At 41.0% G+C, this 19405-nt stretch carries 14 protein-coding genes and 1 tRNA gene; 4 read left to right on the top strand and 11 right to left on the bottom strand.

Annotation, left to right across the window (positions count from 1 at the left end; all coding sequences use genetic code 11):
• Positions 1-351 precede the first annotated feature (351 nt).
• Positions 352-2073: a transcription termination factor Rho gene (gene rho, locus ACRD6K_RS14495; protein ID WP_430973820.1), complete on the top strand. Its 1722-nt coding sequence runs from the start codon at positions 352-354 to the stop codon at positions 2071-2073.
• 61 nt (positions 2074-2134) lie between these two features.
• Here rho and ACRD6K_RS14490 read toward each other — a convergent pair whose 3' ends face one another.
• The 3 genes from ACRD6K_RS14490 to ACRD6K_RS14480 are packed head-to-tail and all read right to left on the bottom strand — an operon-like array spanning position 2135 to position 5356.
• On the bottom strand, positions 2135-3928 hold the full coding sequence (locus ACRD6K_RS14490) for an aminopeptidase P family protein (RefSeq protein ID WP_430973819.1): 1794 nt from the start codon (positions 3926-3928) through the stop codon (positions 2135-2137).
• Entirely contained in the window at positions 3915-4445 is a 531-nt protein-coding gene (locus tag ACRD6K_RS14485) for an NUDIX domain-containing protein (RefSeq protein WP_430973818.1), read from the bottom strand. The genes ACRD6K_RS14490 and ACRD6K_RS14485 overlap by 14 nt, the downstream gene beginning before the upstream one ends.
• Positions 4445-5356, bottom strand: coding sequence for an alpha/beta hydrolase (locus ACRD6K_RS14480; protein WP_430973817.1), 912 nt, complete (start codon positions 5354-5356; stop codon positions 4445-4447). The genes ACRD6K_RS14485 and ACRD6K_RS14480 overlap by 1 nt, the downstream gene beginning before the upstream one ends.
• 109 nt (positions 5357-5465) lie before the next feature.
• Here ACRD6K_RS14480 and ACRD6K_RS14475 point away from each other — a divergent pair, with 109 nt between their 5' ends.
• Positions 5466-6104, top strand: a complete 639-nt coding sequence (locus ACRD6K_RS14475; protein WP_299576459.1) for a LysE family translocator — start codon at positions 5466-5468, stop codon at positions 6102-6104.
• Here ACRD6K_RS14475 and ACRD6K_RS14470 read toward each other — a convergent pair.
• Together ACRD6K_RS14470 and ACRD6K_RS14465 are read right to left on the bottom strand one after the other, a co-directional pair.
• On the bottom strand, positions 6094-6504 hold the full coding sequence (locus tag ACRD6K_RS14470) for an acyl-CoA thioesterase (RefSeq protein ID WP_430973816.1): 411 nt from the start codon (positions 6502-6504) through the stop codon (positions 6094-6096). The two genes, ACRD6K_RS14475 and ACRD6K_RS14470, sit on opposite strands and share 11 nt — an antisense overlap.
• Positions 6505-6509: 5 nt before the next feature.
• On the bottom strand, positions 6510-7313 hold the full coding sequence (locus tag ACRD6K_RS14465) for an SDR family oxidoreductase (protein WP_299576463.1): 804 nt from the start codon (positions 7311-7313) through the stop codon (positions 6510-6512).
• 238 nt (positions 7314-7551) lie between these two features.
• On the opposite strand from ACRD6K_RS14465, the gene ACRD6K_RS14460 reads away from it, so the two are divergent.
• Together ACRD6K_RS14460 and ACRD6K_RS14455 are read left to right on the top strand one after the other, a co-directional pair.
• Positions 7552-7627, top strand: a tRNA-Lys gene (locus tag ACRD6K_RS14460).
• Between the two features lie 283 nt (positions 7628-7910).
• Complete coding sequence (locus tag ACRD6K_RS14455; protein WP_430973815.1) at positions 7911-9113, top strand: site-specific integrase; 1203 nt, start codon at positions 7911-7913, stop codon at positions 9111-9113.
• Between the two features lie 276 nt (positions 9114-9389).
• On the opposite strand, the gene ACRD6K_RS14450 is transcribed toward ACRD6K_RS14455, so the two are convergent.
• The 6 genes from ACRD6K_RS14450 to ACRD6K_RS14425 all read right to left on the bottom strand — a co-directional run bounded on the left by ACRD6K_RS14450 (position 9390) and on the right by ACRD6K_RS14425 (position 19405).
• On the bottom strand, positions 9390-9569 hold the full coding sequence (locus ACRD6K_RS14450; RefSeq protein ID WP_430973814.1) for a hypothetical protein: 180 nt from the start codon (positions 9567-9569) through the stop codon (positions 9390-9392).
• A 60-nt stretch (positions 9570-9629) separates the two neighbouring features.
• The gene (locus ACRD6K_RS14445; RefSeq protein ID WP_430973813.1) at positions 9630-10160 is read right to left on the bottom strand and encodes a hypothetical protein; all 531 of its coding nucleotides are present in this window, start codon (positions 10158-10160) and stop codon (positions 9630-9632) included.
• 638 nt (positions 10161-10798) lie between these two features.
• Positions 10799-13144, bottom strand: coding sequence for a DUF5703 domain-containing protein (locus tag ACRD6K_RS14440; RefSeq protein ID WP_430973812.1), 2346 nt, complete (start codon positions 13142-13144; stop codon positions 10799-10801).
• A 36-nt stretch (positions 13145-13180) separates the two neighbouring features.
• The gene (locus ACRD6K_RS14435) at positions 13181-15286 is read right to left on the bottom strand and encodes a right-handed parallel beta-helix repeat-containing protein (protein ID WP_430973811.1); all 2106 of its coding nucleotides are present in this window, start codon (positions 15284-15286) and stop codon (positions 13181-13183) included.
• 17 nt (positions 15287-15303) lie between these two features.
• Complete coding sequence (locus tag ACRD6K_RS14430) at positions 15304-16194, bottom strand: alkaline phosphatase family protein (protein ID WP_430973810.1); 891 nt, start codon at positions 16192-16194, stop codon at positions 15304-15306.
• 79 nt (positions 16195-16273) lie between these two features.
• On the bottom strand, positions 16274-19405 hold the full coding sequence (locus tag ACRD6K_RS14425) for a DUF5107 domain-containing protein (RefSeq protein ID WP_430973809.1): 3132 nt from the start codon (positions 19403-19405) through the stop codon (positions 16274-16276).

Raw genomic sequence — 19405 nt, 5'->3', positions numbered from 1 at the left:
GTTCAGTTTATAAAATGAAAATAAATCAATCTTTGCTTTTGTCGAAGTGAAAATAGTTATATAATGCGGAAAATTTATAATTCTATACATTTTTTTCATGAGTAGCACAAATTTTGCCGGAAACTGGGGGTTTCCCTTCATGAATGAACCAAAAAGACGTTTTTTTGTTTAAAAAATTCCCCGACCTTGGAGAAAAAAAGCAGAGAAAATAGAATCTTTTTTGGGGAATAACTACTTATTACTTATTATTGCAGAATATTTCTAGAGTTTACTATATCCAGATATTTTCCAAAAATACATTTTACTTTTCTCCTCCGAGCATTTTATAGATGTAATTAATTTTCAAAAAATATGTACGACATTATTGAATTAAGCAAAAAGTTGGTTCCCGAACTTAGGGATATCGCTAAGGAGCTTAACATTAAGAAAGTGGAATCTTTCAAAAAACAAGACCTGATTTACAAGATCTTAGACACTCAAGCGATCATCGCTTCTGAGAAGAAATCAGATTTCCCGAAGAAAGAAAGAGGTCCCAAAAATAAACCAACCCAAGGGAAAGAACCCAAGGATGAAACGAAAAACAAACCATCCGGCGATGAGGAAGAAAAACAGGATGGAGCCAAACCCAAAAAACGTAAACGCACTACTGTAATTAAAGCCGGTTCGTTTTTTGATAAGAACAGAAAATCAGCTGAACCTACTGAAAAGCCTGAGGAAAAGAAAGAGGTTGAGCTTCAGAATAAAAAAGAAGAAGAGCCGAAAGAACAACAGCAACAAGCTTCAAAACCCAGCGTTACTGTTAAGAAGGCAGAAAAAGGCCCACAAGAGCAATCCGCTCAAAAACACACCCCAAAAGATCAGAAAAAAGACCAGCCCGAGCGCAAGCCCAAGCACCCAAAATGGGAAAACAAAGGAAAACATGGCAATGGTGGTCCTGATAAATCGTATGAATTTGAGGGAATCATAACCAACTCGGGGGTTTTGGAAATTATGCCTGACGGATATGGTTTTATGCGTTCTTCGGACTATAACTACCTGAACTCTCCGGATGATATTTATGTGTCGCAATCTCAAATCAAGTTGTTTGGATTGAAAACCGGAGATACAATTACCGGAACGATTCGTCCGCCTAAAGAAGGCGAAAAATACTTCCCGTTGATTAAAGTGATGGAAATCAATGGAAGAACACCTGATTATATTCGTGATCGTGTGCCTTTTGATCACTTGACACCGCTTTTCCCGAACGAAAAATTCAACTTGACCGGAAACGGACATGACAATATTTCGACTCGCGTAGTGGATTTGTTTGCACCAATTGGTAAAGGCCAGCGTGGTTTGATTGTAGCCCAGCCTAAAACGGGTAAAACCATGTTGCTGAAGGAAATAGCCAATGCGATTGCAGCCAACCACCCGGAAGTTTACATGATTGTTTTGTTGATTGATGAGCGTCCGGAAGAGGTGACCGACATGGCTCGCAGCGTAAATGCTGAAGTGATTTCGTCAACCTTTGATGAACCTGCTGATCGTCACGTACGTGTTGCCGGCATGGTTTTGGAAAAAGCAAAACGCATGGTGGAATGTGGACACGATGTGGTTATTCTGTTGGATTCAATTACACGTTTGGCGCGTGCTTATAACACAGTAGCTCCCGCTTCTGGTAAAGTACTGTCGGGTGGTGTTGATGCCAATGCGCTGCACAAACCCAAGCGTTTCTTTGGTGCTGCACGTAACATTGAAGAAGGTGGTTCATTAACCATTCTTTCAACGGCACTGACAGAAACCGGTTCGAAAATGGATGATGTGATCTTCGAAGAATTTAAAGGAACAGGTAACATGGAACTGCAGTTGGATCGTCGTTTGTCGAACAAGCGTATTTTCCCTGCTGTGGATATTGTTTCTTCAAGTACGCGTCGTGAAGACTTATTACTGTCTAAAGGAATGATGGACAAAGTTTGGATTCTGCGGAACTATCTGGCCGATATGAATTCGCTTGAGGCGATGGACTTTATAAAGACCCGCTTGATGCGCAGCAATTCGATTGAAGAGTTCCTGATCTCGATGAATAGTGAATGATAATCCGAAAAGGAATGAAATAATAAAGCCGTTTGCATTAATTGCAAACGGCTTCTTTTTTTTAGTGAATTTCCTGCGTTTGTTGCTTCAGGAATTCAAGCTCATCCGCTTCCAATAGAGGAGCTAGCTTTTTATACACCTTTTGATGGTACTGATTCAGCCAGTCAATTTCTTCTTTGGTCATCAGCTGGGTGTCAATTAATTTCAGATCAATGGGGCAAAGGGTGAGTGTTTCGAAAGCCAGAAAGCGGCCGAATGGTGTTTCTTCTTTTTCTGTGCATACAATCACATTTTCAATTCGAATGCCATATTCGCCTTCGCGGTAAAGGCCGGGTTCGTTGGATAATACCATGCCGGGCTTAATGGTTTGCTCATTGTACTCCTGTCGGATGCTCATGGGGCCTTCATGCACATTCAGGAAGTAGCCGATTCCATGACCGGTGCCATGCCCGTAGTTTAAGCCGTTTTTCCATAAATGCATTCGCGCGTAAGCATCCAGGTTGCTTCCCAATGCTCCGGCAGGGAACTGAGCCATGCTCAATCCGATCATGCCTTTCAGCACCAAGGTGAAATCCCGTTTTTGTTGAGCGCTTGGGCTTGAAAGAGCGATGGTGCGTGTGATATCTGTTGTTCCGCCTAAATATTGTCCGCCGGAATCAAAAAGCAGCATGCCGTCCTGGTTAATTTCAGCAGCTGTTTCTTTGCTTACCGAGCGATGTACGATGGCTCCATTGGCATTTAACCCAACGATGGGGTAGAAGCTGTTTCCCTGAAAACCGTCTTGCTGAGCCCGGAAGTATTCCAGTTTTTCAACAACATCATACTCTGTCAGATTTGTTTGGCCAACGTTTTGGTTAAGCCAATGCAGGAGCTTAACCATGGCTGCTCCATCCTTTTTCATCGTTTCGCGAAGATGAATAATTTCAAAGGTTGACTTTTGGGCTTTCAGCAGAGTAGGCGCTGAGGTTTGTTCAACAAGCTGAATTGTTGGCGGAATAGCAGCTATGGAAGCCTGGTTGGTTCGCGCCGAATCAATCATGATGGTTGTATCTGGTGATAGCTGGGACAGAAAACTGTAGAATTCAGTATATGCTTTAAGCTGAATTTGATCCTCCTGCAACTTCGCTGCTAATTCTGAATCCATTTTTTTTGAATCGACAAACAGCACTTTTTCTTTTTCGGATAAAAATGCGAAGCCAACAAATACGGGGTTGAAATCAACATCTGTTCCTCTCAGGTTGAAGGTCCAGGCGAGGTCATCCAGCGCTGTGATTAAGGTGGCATTGGCGCCGTTAGTTTTCACAAAATTCAGGATGGCACTGATCTTATCGGTCCGTTTGGTACCGGCATATTGCAAGTCGTGTTCAAAAATCGGGTTATTGGGCAGGGGAGGACGTTCTTCCCAGTCTGCAGACAGCAAATCGCTGGTATCTTTCAATGTCAGACCTCCCGTAGCCAAGGCTTTGCTCAGCTGGTTGTATTGTAGAACAGACAAGCATGCAAAGTCGGTTCCAACGGTATCACCTTCCTTTAAGGAATTATTTAGCCACTCGGCAGGTTCAGGCGTACCGGCAACCCGCTGTTTCATAAGTTCAATTCCGGTGTTTTGCAATTGCTGGCCGGCCTGAAGAAAGTAACGCGAGTCGGTCCATAAAGCTGCTTTTTCGTGGGTTACAACCACCAAACCTGCCGAGCCGGTAAAGCCGCTGATGTAGCTTCTGGCTTGCCAGTGGGTGGGCATGTATTCACTTTGGTGCGGGTCTGTTCCGGAGAAATAACAGGCCTGTACGCCTGCTTTTTTCATTTGCAACCGCAGTTGCGCTATTCTTTGGGGTATAATTTCAGGTGTGTTCATTTAATTTTTTTAAGATGTTTTTCATTGATTGTGCGGGCAGCTCGTCCAGGTTGACTTCCGATGGATGGTAGAACTCGATGGATGCAATATCGTCCATCGGTTTTAATCCGGTGAGTGTTTCCAGTTCAACCAGAAAAGCCAGATCCAGCGTCATTACTTCCATGCCGGCAAAGGGGTAGGTGTTGGGAAACGACGCGAAATAGGTCATTTTTTTCACGCTTGTTCCCAGTTCCTCCTGAATTTCGCGGGTCAATGCTTCTTCGGCTGTTTCCATCGGATCAACAAATCCACCGGGGAAATCCAGTTGCCCTTTATGGGGGTCTACGGCTCTTCGGGCCAGCATGATTTTTCCTTCGGGATCAAAAATAATGGCGGCAACAGCCGCCGAAGTATTAAAGAAATAGTGAAAGCCGCAATGCGGGCATTTTTTGGAACGATCGCCCGACTGCCTCAATTGGGTTGAGCCACAGCTGGGGCAGAACTTAAAAATTTTGTTTGGATGTTGTGCTTGTGTCATTATTTAATTATTGCCATTGATTTTAGCCAGTCGATGAAAAGTGCTGGCCACTTTGCTGCCGGAATATCCCGGTCGGTCATTCCAAAGCCATGTCCTCCCTTGGCGAAAATATGAAGTTCGGCAGGGATGGCGTAATCTTTTAATGCCCTGTAAAAAGCAATTGAATTTTCGGGAATGACGGCCTTATCATCATCGGCTAGAACAAAAAATGTGGGTGGAGTGTTTTCCGTTACCCATAGTTCATTGGAAAATTGCTTGGCGATTGACCAATCATTGGTTTCACCAATCAAATTTTTTCTTGAGCCCATGTGTCCGATACCTTCTTTGAAGCTAATGACGGGATATAGTAGAAGCATGAAGTCGGGACGGGCACTTATTTCCTGAAAAGGAATTGCGGTATTGGGAGCTGCCCAGTCAAAATGAGTTCCAGCCGTCGAGGCCAGGTGTCCTCCAGCAGAAGAGCCGGCAATACCGATCTTTTGAGGGTCAATTCCCCATTCCTGGGATTTTGAGCGGGTGAGCCGGATGGCCTGCAAGGCATCGGTCAGGGGGATTTCTGAGTTGCCATAGGGCAGGCGGTATTTTAAAACAATTCCGGTAATACCTTGACTTTTCAGGTATTCGGCAATGCGAAATCCCTCGTGGTCGATGGCTTCAATCCAGTAGCCCCCTCCGGGACAAATGATTACAGCCGCGCCGGTGTTTGTTTCCTGACTGGGTTGGTATATAAAAAGCTCAGCTTTTGAAATGTTCTTGTAACGGTAGGTACCTCTTTCCTGGTAATAGTCTTCTTCTCCCGGTGGATTGTTTTTATTGGGAGCTCCGTTCGCCCATAAGTCAAGCTGAAAGTCTTGTGCCATAATTGATGTGGAAAGAATAGTTAGATATAAAAGAAGTGCTATTCGGTTCATAGGTATGTTTATTTGGTCTATTCGGGTAAAATTACAAATAAATGGCACAAAATAAATTTAAAAGGAAGTGATTGGGAGTTCATATTCTTCAAATAATTATTTTTGCAGCATGTTTTTCAATTTGTTTTTAACAGGCTTGTTTATTGGGGTTGCAGTGTCCATTCCTTTGGGACCAATTGGTGTATTGATTATTCAGAGAACTGTAAATAAAGACCGCACCGCAGGCTTTTTGTCGGGGATGGGAGCGGCGACTTCGGATGCCATTTATGCGATTGTTGCCGGATTCAGTTTAACCTGGCTAATTGATTTTATCCGACAATACCAATTGACGTTTCAAACACTGGGCGCCCTCATTATTTTTCTGTTGGGTGTACATATCTTCCTGAAGAATCCTGTAAAAGACATTCGGCGGTTACGTCGGAAAGGATCTTCTTACTTGCAGGACTATGTTTCTACCTTCCTGATTACCTTTCCTAACCCTTTGGTTATTTTTGTTTTTCTGGCGGTGTTTGCCAGTTCCGGTATCGTGCTGAATATCGACCGGCCTTACCAGTCGTTTTTCATTGTCTTCGGAGTCTTCTCCGGAGCATGTCTTTGGTGGTTGTTTCTTACCGGCTTGGTTAGTTTATTTAAGCATCGTTTTAACCTGCGGTTGCTTTGGTGGTTTAATAAAATTGCCGGTGTTATTATCTGGATTTTTGTAATCGTCAGCTATGCCTACTCCCTGATCAACCAACTTAAGATTTAAAATGAAGCTCCATGGCTTGGCGGAATTTCTCGGGAATCCGGCAGGGCTTGTTGGTGTTTGCATCAAAAAAAGCAAGCACAACTTCGCCAGAATTGATTAACTCATTCTGCTGGTTGTAAATCTCTGTTTTAATTGGAAACTTTACTTTCGGAATGGTTTCAATAATCGTCCTGATCGTGAGCAGATCATCGTAGTAGGCTGACTTGAGGTAATTTATTGTTAAGCTTCGCGCCGGAAGCAGAATATTGGTCTCCTCAATTTCTTTGTAAGAAATCCCCAGGCTACGAATCAACTCTGTTCGTCCGATTTCATAGTAGCGGGGGTAAACACCGTAATAGACGACTCCCATTTTATCGGTATCCTCATAGTAAACGCGAACCTTTGTTTCGTGAATTAGCATGTTATTTATTTAAATGGAGAATTGGCTTCTTTCCCCATGTGAATATACGTCAGTCGGTCGAGCATGGTAGGCCAGAATTTCCCGAGGAAAACCGTGAATTTCCCTTCAATGAAAGTCAGGATAATCTCGCGTTTGCGTTTTTTAACAGCATTGGCAATGTGTCGGGCACAGGCTTCTGCAGTCATCATTTTGCCTTCGTTGCGTGGCGTTTGCCCTTGCGAAGTGCCATTTTGGGTCAGGGCAGACTCCCGAACTTCGGAAGCTGTGAAGCCCGGTGCGGCAACCAGCACATGAAGGCCGGTTTTTCTATTTTCAATTCGAAGAGCATCTAAAAAGCCGCGGATGGCATATTTTGATGCTGAATAGCCAGTGCGGGCAGGAAGTCCGACATATCCCGCAATAGAAATAACACCCACTACGGTACCTTTAACAGCAAGCAGGTGTGGTATGGCGTATTTGGTACAATAAACCGTTCCCCAGAAGTTAACATCCATCAGCTTTCGGATCACGTCAAGGTCTAAGTCGCTAAACAAAGCCCGCATGGATATTCCTGCGTTGTTTATCAATACGTCAATTCGACCAAAGTGAGCAATGGTTTGCTCAATCAGGTTTTTGCAATCCTGTTCGAGACTGACATCTGCTTGCGTGGTCAGGATGTTGGTTTGAGGCAAATCGTTCTTTATTTCTTCCAGACGATCCAGTCTGCGAGCAGCCAACGAAAGCGAAGCTCCACGAGCGGCAAATTCATATGCCAGGGCTTTCCCAATTCCAGATGATGCACCAGTGATGACAACTATTTTGTCTTTCATAATTCAGAAAAATCAATTGGCTGCAAAATTAGTGTTTTTATTTTAAGCTCGTTTGTGGCCGCGGCTTTTTGAATGAAAAACTGGGAGTAATTTTTTTTAGACTCTAAGTTTCTTATAATCTTATGTTTGTTTTTGGGGGGTGCTTTTTTTTGAAAAAATAATGAGAAAATGTTTTGCATTTTAGGTTCAAAAGCATACTTTTGCAACGCCTTTAAAACAAAAAGGCACTACACATGATGACTCAGTAGCTCAGCTGGTAGAGCACATCCCTTTTAAGGATGGGGTCCTGGGTTCGAACCCCAGCTGAGTCACCAAGTAAGAAGTCAAAAAGACTCAAAAGCGCTTAAATCATTGGTTTAGGCGCTTTTTTATTTTGCGACAGATGCCAAAATATGTACCAATTCGTAAAATAAACGAGACCATATCGAGACCTATTTACAAAAACTGTCAAAAGGTCTCGGTAATCGACGTAGTTTTCTGATAATTAATTCATTTTGAGATGTTTTGTTTCGTTTTGATGCTTGTGAATGAGACCCATACAGGTTAATTTAGAGCATGGAAACGAGACCATTTTTAAACCAAAAAATGAGTTGAGTTATGAGAGTTACTGTAAATTTCTCTTTAAAGAGATCAAAGTCTCGCGCTGACGGGAAATGCCCGGTTTATGTCCGGTGCACCATGGATGGCCAACGCTTCGAATTATCTACAGGTCTTTTTATTATCCCTGACTTATGGGATGAAAGAATGCAGCAGGTAAAAGGCAAGAATGAAGAAAGCAAAACTTTAAACAAGCGATTGGATAAACTGATGACGAAGGTTCAGGATGCTTTTAATGTTCTGGATTCAACAGTAGACGAGTTTACCATAATAGATTTAAAAGAAAAAATACTCGGGCATCGAAAAACTACTGGGCTGATGGACGTTTTCAATTACACGGTCAGGGATGTCGAATCAAAGGTCGGAGTAGATTATTCAAAGGGTACATTCAGTCATTACAAAACTACCCGGGATCGACTTGGTGAATTTGTATTGAAGAAATTCAAAAGAAGTGATATGCCCATATCTATGGTTAACTTAGATTTTATTTATTCACTTGATACTTATTTGAAGATAAAATATGACCTAAAGCCTAATTCTGTCCTCACCTACCACAAACACTTGAATAAAGCGTTGAAAAATCCGTTGGCGTTAAAATCTAATATACAAAATCCTTATGAGATATTTACTCCTACTCGAAATAAAACAAATCGGGACTACTTGACGCTTAAGGAAGTCGAAACACTTAAAAAAAAGCCATTAGGAACGTTTCGATTGAGCCTTGTTCGGGATATTTTCGTCTTTGCCTGTTATACAGGACTGGCATATGCAGAATTGGAAGGACTAAGTTTAGACAATATATATCAAGGTGACGACGGCAACGACTGGATTATTGATGATCGATCTAAAACTGACAACCGGTTTAGGGTGCCATTGTTGCCGGAAGCAAAACAAATATTGCAGAAATATGAATATTACTCCGATAATCATGCCGAGAGAAAATTACTTCCAGTTCGCTCAAATCAAAAAATGAACGAGTATCTAAAGGAATTGGCTGACGTTTGTGGGATAACAAAAAATTTATCTATGCATGTGGCAAGGCATACATTTGCAACTTCTGTTACTTTGGCAAATGGAGTTCCGATTGAAACAGTTTCAAAAATGCTTGGACATACTTCTCTAAAAACGACACAGATTTACGCACGGATTGTGGACTCCAAGATATCAATTGATATGAAAGAATTAGAAAGGAGGCTGGAATAGTCAGAATAAGGGCATGTCTTATTGTTTCAATGCGCTTTCATTCAGCAGTATAGATGGTTGTCATTTCTTGTGGTCTCGATAAATCACCTTCAACAATATTAAAGAACAATTCTTATACATAAAAGTATAAATTAATAGAATTGAAACCAAATCTATCTATTGGAATAGATTAATTGATTTGGAATTGAGTAAAATCTTGCATAAGCAAACTCAACCTTTTTTATCCAATTTTTTCTATTGATACCTAATTGTAAGTAAATAGTTAATCCTTAAGAACTAATATTTACTAGCGATAATTGTTTTTTGTCTAATGAATATTACCAGTAAAATTTCAAGCCAAAGAACTTCTTCTTCTTCTTTGATTTTCCGAAGTAATCCTTTGAAATTGAAGCCTGCGGCGACCAGGTTGTAATTAATAGAGTCACCAGCAATTCCTTTCAGATAATTTTTAGTCATTCGGTATCCATTTTTTGTGTGTCAATAACGGGTTCTATAGAAGCTCTCGATTTACACTTCTTACGCATTGTATTGTTGGAGTAAGGACGCTTTGAAGAAGGTGGCCTGGGGGTGACAATAATTGTATCCCGAACCACCTTTTCTCATGTAACCTCGATCCACGATAGCATTCTTAAATTTTATCTTGCTGACCTTTTCAATGTTTTCCAGTGCTGGTTCCAGTGTTGACGTATCATTGGGGGTTCCATTAAAATTATTGATTCCAACGATGATGTTGATCTTTGGTACAACTGCAAAAGAAACTTTTGAGCCAAATTCAAATTTCTTGTGAGCTTTGCCGTTTGCAATGCATGCTGTTTCCGGTTCGTGTAAGCTGTAAATTTTGTTACTGTCATTTTTCCGTTGAATGACAATCTTGTTGCAGTTTTTGCAAGACCTCTTCATATTGTACAAAAACATCCTGATCCAGTTTCGTTTCAACTCCCGACCCAAACGTCCTGCAATATATCGTAGTTTCCGTAAAGCAGCAGCCGCTTCTTTTTTCCGTTTCGGATGGTGAGCAAAGCGTTGCTTTAACAAGAGTTTTTTCATCGTGTTTTTGTAACTCTGACGCTGTTCTACGCCTTCTGCTTTGGCAATCTTATTACGTCGTTTAATTACTTTTACCTGAAGTTTTGCATCTGTTGGGTAGGTGATATTTTTCTTTTGAACCGTTATATTAATCAGTGTGTCATTGGTGCTTTTAATCTCATCACTTCGGGTTTGAATGGTTGTAAATCCTTTTTAACAACAGTAAAACAACCATCGTTCGTATAGTACCCCAGGTTGCCCTGTATGAGAGTAGAGCGGACTGAGGTTTTCTTCAAGGCGCTGTCAGTCAGCATGATGTGGTAGTGCTGCCAGTTCGTGCTTAGGATTAATGATGTCTTTGAGTATGGGATGGAATAAACTTTGTTGGTTCTGATTAAGCAATTTCCCTTTCATAATTTCTGCAAGATTTTTGCCCAATTTACTAATAATCCTGCAATTAAATAACTTAAAAACACAAGTTTCATTCGCGCTACCAGTTGATAGCCAGTGATTTGTTTTAAAGGATTGACTAAATAATTAACGAGAGATGAAATTACAGAAATTTTCCACTTCTCTTCAAATAAAAGAACGTGTCAATTTTTTCTTGCGTACTTCCCCTGACGATAGCTTATTGGAGAGTTTTTATGCGTTCATTTATTCTAGTTGTTCGATTCTGCGATGTCTTTCAAGCGCTTCCGAGGGCTAACTTTTAATTTGGTTATTTTGCCATGGCTGGCCTTACAATCGATAATTGTCTTATCTGGCGCATGCAGTCTGAAAGCTACGTCCCATTCTTCAGGCCATGCAGGGAGCAGGTAGACATTGTTGTCAACTGTTTGTAGAAGCATTTCCTGAAGGCCAATCATGCCAGATCCTCCCCAGTTATGATCGGGAACATAATCATGTCCCGGTCCCCAGAAGCTAGGGAATCGTCTTTCGCAATCCTGCATCTTCAAAATGCTTACTTTTTTTGCTTCTTCTGTCAGTCCCATTCGAGCACAAAAAATGGCATCCTGATGCCAGGATATGAAATTTTTCCGATCATTCAGCAATCCACTATTCCAGGTGTCAACAGCAACAGCCAGACCTGGAAGACCTACGCCATAGATCCCATAAGGAAAGACTGGGTACATTTCAGGTATATCTGAATTTATTCGCTCGGGGAGCTTTTGAGCAGCAACGATGATCTTCTTCCCTTTGTGATTGGCATATGTCATGTCCGGAATATGCCTAAGCTGACTATGCCAGTAGTCCTTCTCTTTGCTGCCAAGTAGTTCATCAGGTAAGGTTTGCATAGCCTGAATGACTGCGATTAAGGCCGCACTGATATCGGTCGGGTTTTTAACGTCCTTAAATGTTTCGCAAGCTGTTGAGGGATAGATTACGAGTTTGTCATTTTCGTCAAATGGTTTGCCAGTTTGTTGCATTTGCCGGTATTTATAGTGCTCAAAAAAGAAATTTAAGGAACTTGTAATAAATGGGATGTATTCCTGAATCGTTTTTCCAGAGTATTGATAATACTTCAGAATCATGAAGGAAAACTCCAGCTGATTGGTGTAGTGAAGTCTTACCCATTTGTTGGTCAGTGTTCCGTGTTCCAGATCATCCGATCGCTTGCGGGGGCCACTTTCAAATCCCCATGTTCCTGCAGCTGGCAGTCCGAAAGTTTCGGGATGTTCTGTAAAGCTGCATCCCTCATGTCCCCAATATACCTTGGTTCGTAATTCCGTATTTTTTAAACTTCGAGAGTAAAATCTGAATTGGGAGTGCATCATGTCAAAGTCTCCAGACTTGAGCATAGGCCAGTAAACCAGTCGTTGGTTCTGAGCTGTGTGGCTTCCACCTCCCCAAGTACGATAGTCAGGTGTTCCATGATTAGGCTGATTATATTGCTTTACAAAAAGCGGGTCAACAGTGAATAGACCCCCGTTAAATTTGGTAGGGTAAGCGCCATAGGCATTGCAGCCCAATTGGTATCGGAACAACTGGTAGTTACGTCCTACCTGCCAAGCCGGATCGGTCGGATCGTTTTTATCAGCATTAATGAAAATGTAACTTCTTTCCCAGTAGTTGTGCCACCATGTTTTTGTTCTTGCCCATTTTTCGCTACTATTGAATGATAAGTTGGATGAAAGAAGATCTTCTTCCCATTGCTCTATCGTGTTTGTTTGATCGGTATGAAGTGCAAATTTCACCTGATGGTTTTTAGCTGGCTTTTCTGATGTGAGAGACCAATACGTGAAAGGCGTATCAACGTATTTTCCCGATCCGGTTCCGGCAGGAATCATACCTTTTCCAAGCATTAATCCTCCAAAAGTTAGATTCTTTTGGGGGTTAGTCAGTTGGTCTTTGACCGCTGTAAGTCCTTGTTGTTTGATGCAAAAATCAATCAGTAATTTGTCTGAGCGATTCCGGTGATACCAAAGAACGGCATCCTTATGGTAGCGAATACTATCCCGATAAGTAACCACATCTCCCTCATAAGCTGAATAGCTAAAGCAGGCACTTCGCTCTTGCATGGGAAGTTGACGGTCTGCGGTACGCCAGTTTTCGTAAAAAGCTGTTAGCTTCACTTCCGATGTACTTGTGAGCGAAACGTTGATGTGCGGTTTAAAAACATCCACCCACAGATTGATGGTGACTTTTTCTTTTCCATTTTGACCAATGATCTGGATGTATCCGTCATGCAGTTTTAGTTCTTGAGAAAAAACGGACTCGGAATCAGTAAAAATATTGGGTTCTAAACGTAAGCGTCCCCGTCCTAATTTTAGCAGTTGGTTGTTTTCATCAAATGCACCAGATCGGGAAATGTAGAAGAGAATGTCCCCATTTTCAACCCATACATTACATCCAATATCGCCACCACCTAAAGGCATGGACTCGCTGCTGTTTTTACTCTGTGAAGTCCAGTTGATATTGTACCTTTTCAGCTGTTTTCCCAGCTCTGTACCCTTTGTTTGTACTAGGAGCATACAGAAAAAAAGGCAGGCCGTTAGTTTATACATATGAAAGATGTTAAGAAAAAAATGATATTGGTTATTTTATTGGATGCCAATTTTATTGAAAGGAATGTTTTTGAATTCCTTTATTTTGAGGAAAAGTAGCGCATCTTCTTTTAACCCAAAATTCTTTTGCCCCATGTCAATAAATCCCGGGTCCTCATCTGTTTCCCAGTTGTTTTCCTTATAATCCAGCCATTCTTTTTTGCCATCCAGTAATTGTTCTACATCAACAAACACATTGTTTTCAACCAGGTTGCGTTGCGGCAAAGAAGGATTATCAAAATAGTTTACCAAATGAGGATATTGGGTGCTGTAAGGCGGATTTTTGTAATTCACAGCCTTCAGCCGTTTTTCAAATAAACCGTTTTCATCCAGCAATCCTTTTGACCAGTTTTGCAATCGGTTATCGATATGAATTCCGATTTTATTTCCTATGAAGATATTGTTCTGGTAAATGTTATCAGAACCACCCCCTAGAAGAACATTCCATTTTCCGGCATTGTAAAATACATTGCCAAACACGGTCATGCCACAGGCTCCATCGTCGTGATAAACGGCACAGGTGTTAAAATGATCAGGGATATTCTCAAAATAATTGTATCGAACGATGTTGCCTTGCTCTGCAGGATTACGACCATAATAAATTGCTCCCTGGTCTTCAACCTCAAGACATACATCGTGCAGGTAGTTGTACTCAATGAGGTTGTTATTGCCAAACATGAGGTAGATGGCCATGCTGGGAGTATTGTATATCTCACAATGACGGACTGCATTGCCCACTCCTGTTAAATACACCGCCGGGCGATAGGATTTTTCAATGCGGTTTAAATCATGGAACAAACAATTTTCGACGAGGTTATTTCCTGTTTCTAATGTAAGTAGGTTGCCACCTCCAAGAATTACGCCTCCTGCTCCAAGGTTATAAAAATGGCATCCAATAATTTTGTTGTTCTTACCTCCTTCTCGATTAAACGTTGAATTAGCATATAAGTGTTGCTGTAAGCTTCCTACAATACCAGCTTGTGCCTCTCCTGTCCCTTCATGCCGATAGTCAGCAAATGGTTTAATGCCTTTTCCTAAGGTAATACCCAGGCTGCCTAAGTTACGGAAGGTACAATTTTCGATGGTAATATTTTGAGTATTGCTTAGGGCTATTCCCAATCCTCGGGAACATTCAAAAGTGATACCTGAAATACTTACATTTTGGGTCGATTCGAGTATTAAAAAAGGTTGTTCCAAAATGGAGAACTCCAATGATTCGATTGCTTGTTCATCTGAAATAAAATGTAAAACACCTTCTTCCCGGTCAATATAGTATTCTCCCGGAGTGTCCAACTCGCATAGTAAATTTACGCCGTACCATTGTCGCCAAGGTTTATCGTAGCCAAAACCATAAAGAGTGGCTGATGCTGTTGTAATTGTATTTTCCTTCGAATTTATGTTGGCGATTTTTACCATATCATCGGCATAGCCCCACATAAAGTATCCGGACATCCAGGGATCTTTCTCGTTTGCCCATTTATCTATGCGCGAATTTTCGTATTTGATTACCCCTCCACGATTCGTAAAATCATCATTTCGAGGAATAGAGCCTTGCTCCAGTACCTTCCCCATAGGAATCATCTTTTGGTTGGGCCAACGCGATAAGTGCATGGGGATTTTATTGACAAATATTTCGCCCCAAGCATTGCCATAGGGACGAGCAAATCCAACGTTCCGCAAGCTTCCATAATTGGTGATTCCAGCTTTTTTTAGCTTGACGGTGTAGTAATTTTCGGGAGCATCATCACCGGAATTTTTTTGGATGAATTTTAGGGGGATAGAGGTGCCTCCGGTGAAAAAAACCGGATCATTAGGGTGTCCTTGTATCGCAATATTAGATAAGCTTTCATCGAGTGAAAGTGTTTTATTGATGGGGTAGGTTCCTCCTTCCAGATGAATGGTTACGAACGACTGGTCGCCGTTTGCTCTATTGGCTTGGACAACATTTAATGCTTTTTGGAGTGATGCAAATGGTTGCGTTTGGCTTCCCGAATATTGATCGCTTCCGGTAGGGGAGACAAAAAGACGATTTTCTTTTGCTGCAAGTGATGTGAAAAACAAGAGCCCCAAAAGGACAAAGCTGAAATTGAATGTATGATTCATGTGGATTTATTTTTTCGTTATATACCTACACTTTTCCCGTCTAAATCCCACTCAGGATTTACCTGAATGCCTAAGTGCTTCAGAGCCGTAACTGCAATGTCAACAACATTGACTTGTTGATTAAGTAGGCCTTTTTTGACATTATTCCCGTTGGCAATATAAAAGATGGTGGTATGTTCCGGGATATCTTTCCCATGTCCGAAATTGCTACCTCCATGATCGGTTGAAACTAAAATTAGCCAATCTTCGGTATGGAAAGTTGGCCGTTCTTTTATGGCCTGAACTATTTTGCCAACTAATAGGTCTGCTTTTTCGATTGCTTTTAAGTATTGCTGACTTTCTGTTGTATAGTCATGCTTGTGTCCGGCTCCGTCTACTTCATCCAATTGGACAAACAGGACATCCGGATCGCTATCTTTTAACAAATCAACAGCTCTGCGGCTTACTTTTTTATCTCTCAGGAGATAGTTGGCAATATCGGCATCACCTTCTTGTAAAATGTTATGAATGGGGCTCCAGTTCACCACCGAATAAGTTTTCATCGTTGGATTTTGTTCTTTTATCCGATGGAAAAAATGGGGATATGCTGACAGGTTCGGGTTTTTATATTCATTTGATATTACTTTATGCTTTTCGTGCCATACACCGGTAAGCATTCCGGTCCAGCAGATACCACTACTGCTAATCGGATCTGTTTGGGCATTAAAAGAATAAGCTCCATTTTTCCATAATTGATCTAGGTTAGGGGTTCGAGCTTCCAATAAACAATCCGGTTTACAACCATCAATGCCAATAATTAGGACTTTGTTTTGTGCAGTGGCAAGAGTTACTGTAAATGACAAAATCATTAACATAATGACACTTCTTGTTGCTTGATAGCCCAGCTGTGTTGCTTGTTTTTTCATCATCGTTTATTTTAGAATGAATACTAGCGAAAAAGATAATAGTATTATAATCAGGTGTATTGATTTCATCCTTTAGGTTGGATTAATGGTTTGCCATCTGTTCAATTACATCTAGTAATAATTTAAATTCTTCATCAACAAACTTCGTATCGTAGGCTTGTATCTTTAGTTCTGTATTTAAAATGTTATGCATAATTTCTTGGTGGTTTTTCTCTTTTAATTTTGCAATAGCCCATTCAGTGTAAGCGTTGTTTTCTCTGTTTTTCTGAAGTAATTCTTCAAGCATTTCATGCTTCTCAAAATTTTGCAAAACCCTTAATTGAAGATATAATTTTGAACTCTCGTTTAGGTATTCGGGGGTGTGGTGTTTCATGATTTGATGGAAGTATTGGTTTGCTTTTTCGATATCTCCCTGTTTTTGATGAGCATTAGCCAAGAGGTAATTGTCCAGCCTTTCATCAACATCGTAATGTTTACCAACTCCTAAATGTTTGGGCCATTTTTTTGCATTTTGTGCGTATTGGATGGCTGAATTATAATCTTTATTGATATATGCTTTGAGGGCTTGACGAATGTAAACTTCATGGTAAATAATTCGACCTTCAGTTGCTCCTTCGAACGGTAATACTTTAAAATCTTTTAAAAACATCGCACATTGCTCATATTTTTTGGAGTCTAACAAGATACGGGCATAAAGCATTCCCAGAGACGACATTTCAGGACGACTCTCAAATAATGCTTTGGCTTTTTGGCTTGCAGTAGTCAAATCGCCTATCTCTTGGTAATAATTGATCCAGGCAAGTTGCAGGCGCCAATTGGATTTATCGATGGTGTTGGCATGTGATAAGGTTTGCTTTTTTAACGATTTGTTTTCAGGAAATAGTTTCAACTTGGCTAAATAGAAAGGAATAAAGTCGGGTTCATCATTGCATTCGAGAAATAACTCTTTTGCTTCTTGAGGATTATCCGTGCTCCATCGCTGCAAGGCCAGGTAATATTTTAGTTTCCAATGCGGGTTTTCTTTAGCAAAATAGCGCAATATGGTTGCGGTTTCCTTTCGATGTGGGAATATCATATCAGCTGGCATTTCAAGCATTTCATTTAATTTTTCCTGTTGATGCTCTTGATCCAAGTAGGCTAACCACAATGTAACAATAGGGTGGACTGGCGATAGCTTTAGCAGTTCTCGTGATTCGTGTGTTGCTCCATAACTGAGGTATTCTGCGGCTAATTCTAAATAACTTTCAGCTGGAAGTTCGTTGGTTACTTGCTGTTGTACATCTTGTGCTTGGAGCATGCCCAACATAAACAATTCAAAATGATAAAAAAGACTGGTTGCATCAGTATTATAAATACGATTCAAAACTTTTTTGGCTTTTTGGGGAAGGTGCGTTTGGCGATACAATAAGGCTTCCATTTTAAGGGCAGCGATGTTATTCGAATTAAAACTCAATGCCTTTTCTATGTATTCTAATGCTTCCTGCCACTTTTGCTCAGCCATGAATATTCGAGCTAATGAGGTATAGGAGGCTGTTCGGTAGGAAACGTCTTGGGAGGCTATTGAATAGCCGCTTTTTGCCTTGTTTATATTTTTTAGATCCTCATTGATTAAGCCATAGAGGTAATTGGCTAATCCGTCATAAGTATTTATTTCCAGTGATCTTTTTACGTTTTCTAGCGCCTCGGAGAGATTTTGCTTTCTGTAGTAGCTTAATGACAACCTATTTAATGCAGGTGCATAGCTTGGTTCTTTTTCGAGGCTGGCGATGTAAGCTGTATGTGCCTCTGTATATCTTCGCTGTTTTTCCAATTCAAGTCCCTTGCAGTATAATCCGTAGGCCGACTCCCAATTGAACTTATCGTTTGGCAATACCGGACGATCCGTTAAGGATTCTTTATCGTTTGAGTTGTAGCTCAGTAATTTGTCTCCAAGCTCAACAGTAAACTCTGTCTTTGGCGGGAGTAGGATTGTTTCTTCTACTAACTCCAGTGGACTCAGATTTATTTTTTTCTTGAAGATTTCCCCTTCCTTTGTCTTTACGATTAATTTTTCATTTAAGGGGCAAAGTGGACTCAGTCTCAGTGTTAGTTTTTCGCCCTGTTGTTCGATATTTAATACGGCATGTTTTGAAGCAGCGACCATGCCTTTGGTTCCCTTTAACGGGAACCAAATTTCATGCATGATATCCGTGTCAAATGGTGTAAACTCTTGGTGCTTAAAAGGGGTGAAGGTACTGCTATGGGCGGCTTGGTTGAACAGTTTCCCCGCTTGATATTCGATATATTGACCATTAGAGTCGGTTAACAAATCTTCCCATATCATGCCTTGTTCTGAAAGACCCCAGATCCATATTTTTTTTCCGGGTTTATCATCATAGCTGGCATGGTGTCCAAAGCCAAAATCATCGTCGTGCCAGTAGCCCCCGAAAAAATCGGAATACGTACCCAAAACATGGTAGGATTTGTAAATACCAAAGTCATTGTTTTTGTACCTTGAAATATCTCGGTTATTCTCTATCGGCCAGTTGCCCAATTCTCCTCCATGGCCAATCCTTTGGTTACCTGGATAGATGAATTCCAAATCACCATCTGCTTTAGCTGCTGCATTCATCCAGTGATAGTAGCTTACCGGAACTTGATTAGCGTTGAACCAGGAAACCTTAGTTTCAAAATAGGCTTTGTCTTTCTTGAGTCTGATTTCGACATTCCATTTGGTACGTGAGGGCAAATCTAAGGCGCCCACAATACAAGAAACGCTTCCATCCGGATTTTCTTTCAAGGCGTAATCAACAGGTGTAGCACAGGTAGGTATGTGACCGATATCTCCGAAATTGTATTCCAAGCCTCCAGAAGACCAAGCTCCACGCATAGCAACATCCCGAAATTTGACCACATCATTGAAATATAGGAATTCCTTTCCTGTTGATTTTTCTATGGCGCCCCAAATTTTACCACCTACAGCAGGGCAAACATACACTTTAATGTATGGATTCTCCAAAACCACCATCTTCCAATCCTGAAATGATCCCTTATCGGTATATCCGTCAAACCTAAAGTAAGGGTAGATTCGATTGATGGAGGGTATCGGATCTGGTTGGGAAAACATATAGGTTTTCATGTTTCGGTTTTCCTCGTATATGCTTGCATTTTGAGCTTTGATTGACTGCATGGTTAATCCGGTTAGTAAAAAAACAAGTATGGTTTTTAGATCCAT

Source organism: Sunxiuqinia rutila (assembly GCF_050589705.1).
In the GTDB taxonomy this organism is placed as follows: domain Bacteria; phylum Bacteroidota; class Bacteroidia; order Bacteroidales; family Prolixibacteraceae; genus Sunxiuqinia; species Sunxiuqinia rutila.
Note: the sequence above shows the minus strand (reverse complement) of the source record. Positions and strands in the feature narration are given on the sequence as shown.

Excerpts from the sequence above, each read along its gene's own strand:
- ACRD6K_RS14445 (WP_430973813.1), bottom strand. The coding sequence starts at position 10,160 with ATGAAAAAACTCTTGTTAAAGCAACGCTTTGCTCACCATCCGAAACGG.
- ACRD6K_RS14480 (WP_430973817.1), bottom strand. The coding sequence starts at position 5,356 with ATGAACCGAATAGCACTTCTTTTATATCTAACTATTCTTTCCACATCA.
- rho (WP_430973820.1), top strand. The coding sequence starts at position 352 with ATGTACGACATTATTGAATTAAGCAAAAAGTTGGTTCCCGAACTTAGG.
- ACRD6K_RS14465 (WP_299576463.1), bottom strand. The coding sequence starts at position 7,313 with ATGAAAGACAAAATAGTTGTCATCACTGGTGCATCATCTGGAATTGGG.
- ACRD6K_RS14490 (WP_430973819.1), bottom strand. The coding sequence starts at position 3,928 with ATGAACACACCTGAAATTATACCCCAAAGAATAGCGCAACTGCGGTTG.
- ACRD6K_RS14430 (WP_430973810.1), bottom strand. The coding sequence starts at position 16,194 with ATGATGAAAAAACAAGCAACACAGCTGGGCTATCAAGCAACAAGAAGT.
- ACRD6K_RS14440 (WP_430973812.1), bottom strand. The coding sequence starts at position 13,144 with ATGTATAAACTAACGGCCTGCCTTTTTTTCTGTATGCTCCTAGTACAA.
- ACRD6K_RS14475 (WP_299576459.1), top strand. The coding sequence starts at position 5,466 with ATGTTTTTCAATTTGTTTTTAACAGGCTTGTTTATTGGGGTTGCAGTG.
- ACRD6K_RS14455 (WP_430973815.1), top strand. The coding sequence starts at position 7,911 with ATGAGAGTTACTGTAAATTTCTCTTTAAAGAGATCAAAGTCTCGCGCT.
- ACRD6K_RS14435 (WP_430973811.1), bottom strand. The coding sequence starts at position 15,286 with ATGAATCATACATTCAATTTCAGCTTTGTCCTTTTGGGGCTCTTGTTT.
- ACRD6K_RS14485 (WP_430973818.1), bottom strand. The coding sequence starts at position 4,445 with ATGACACAAGCACAACATCCAAACAAAATTTTTAAGTTCTGCCCCAGC.
- ACRD6K_RS14470 (WP_430973816.1), bottom strand. The coding sequence starts at position 6,504 with ATGCTAATTCACGAAACAAAGGTTCGCGTTTACTATGAGGATACCGAT.
- ACRD6K_RS14425 (WP_430973809.1), bottom strand. The coding sequence starts at position 19,405 with ATGGATCTAAAAACCATACTTGTTTTTTTACTAACCGGATTAACCATG.
- ACRD6K_RS14450 (WP_430973814.1), bottom strand. The coding sequence starts at position 9,569 with ATGACTAAAAATTATCTGAAAGGAATTGCTGGTGACTCTATTAATTAC.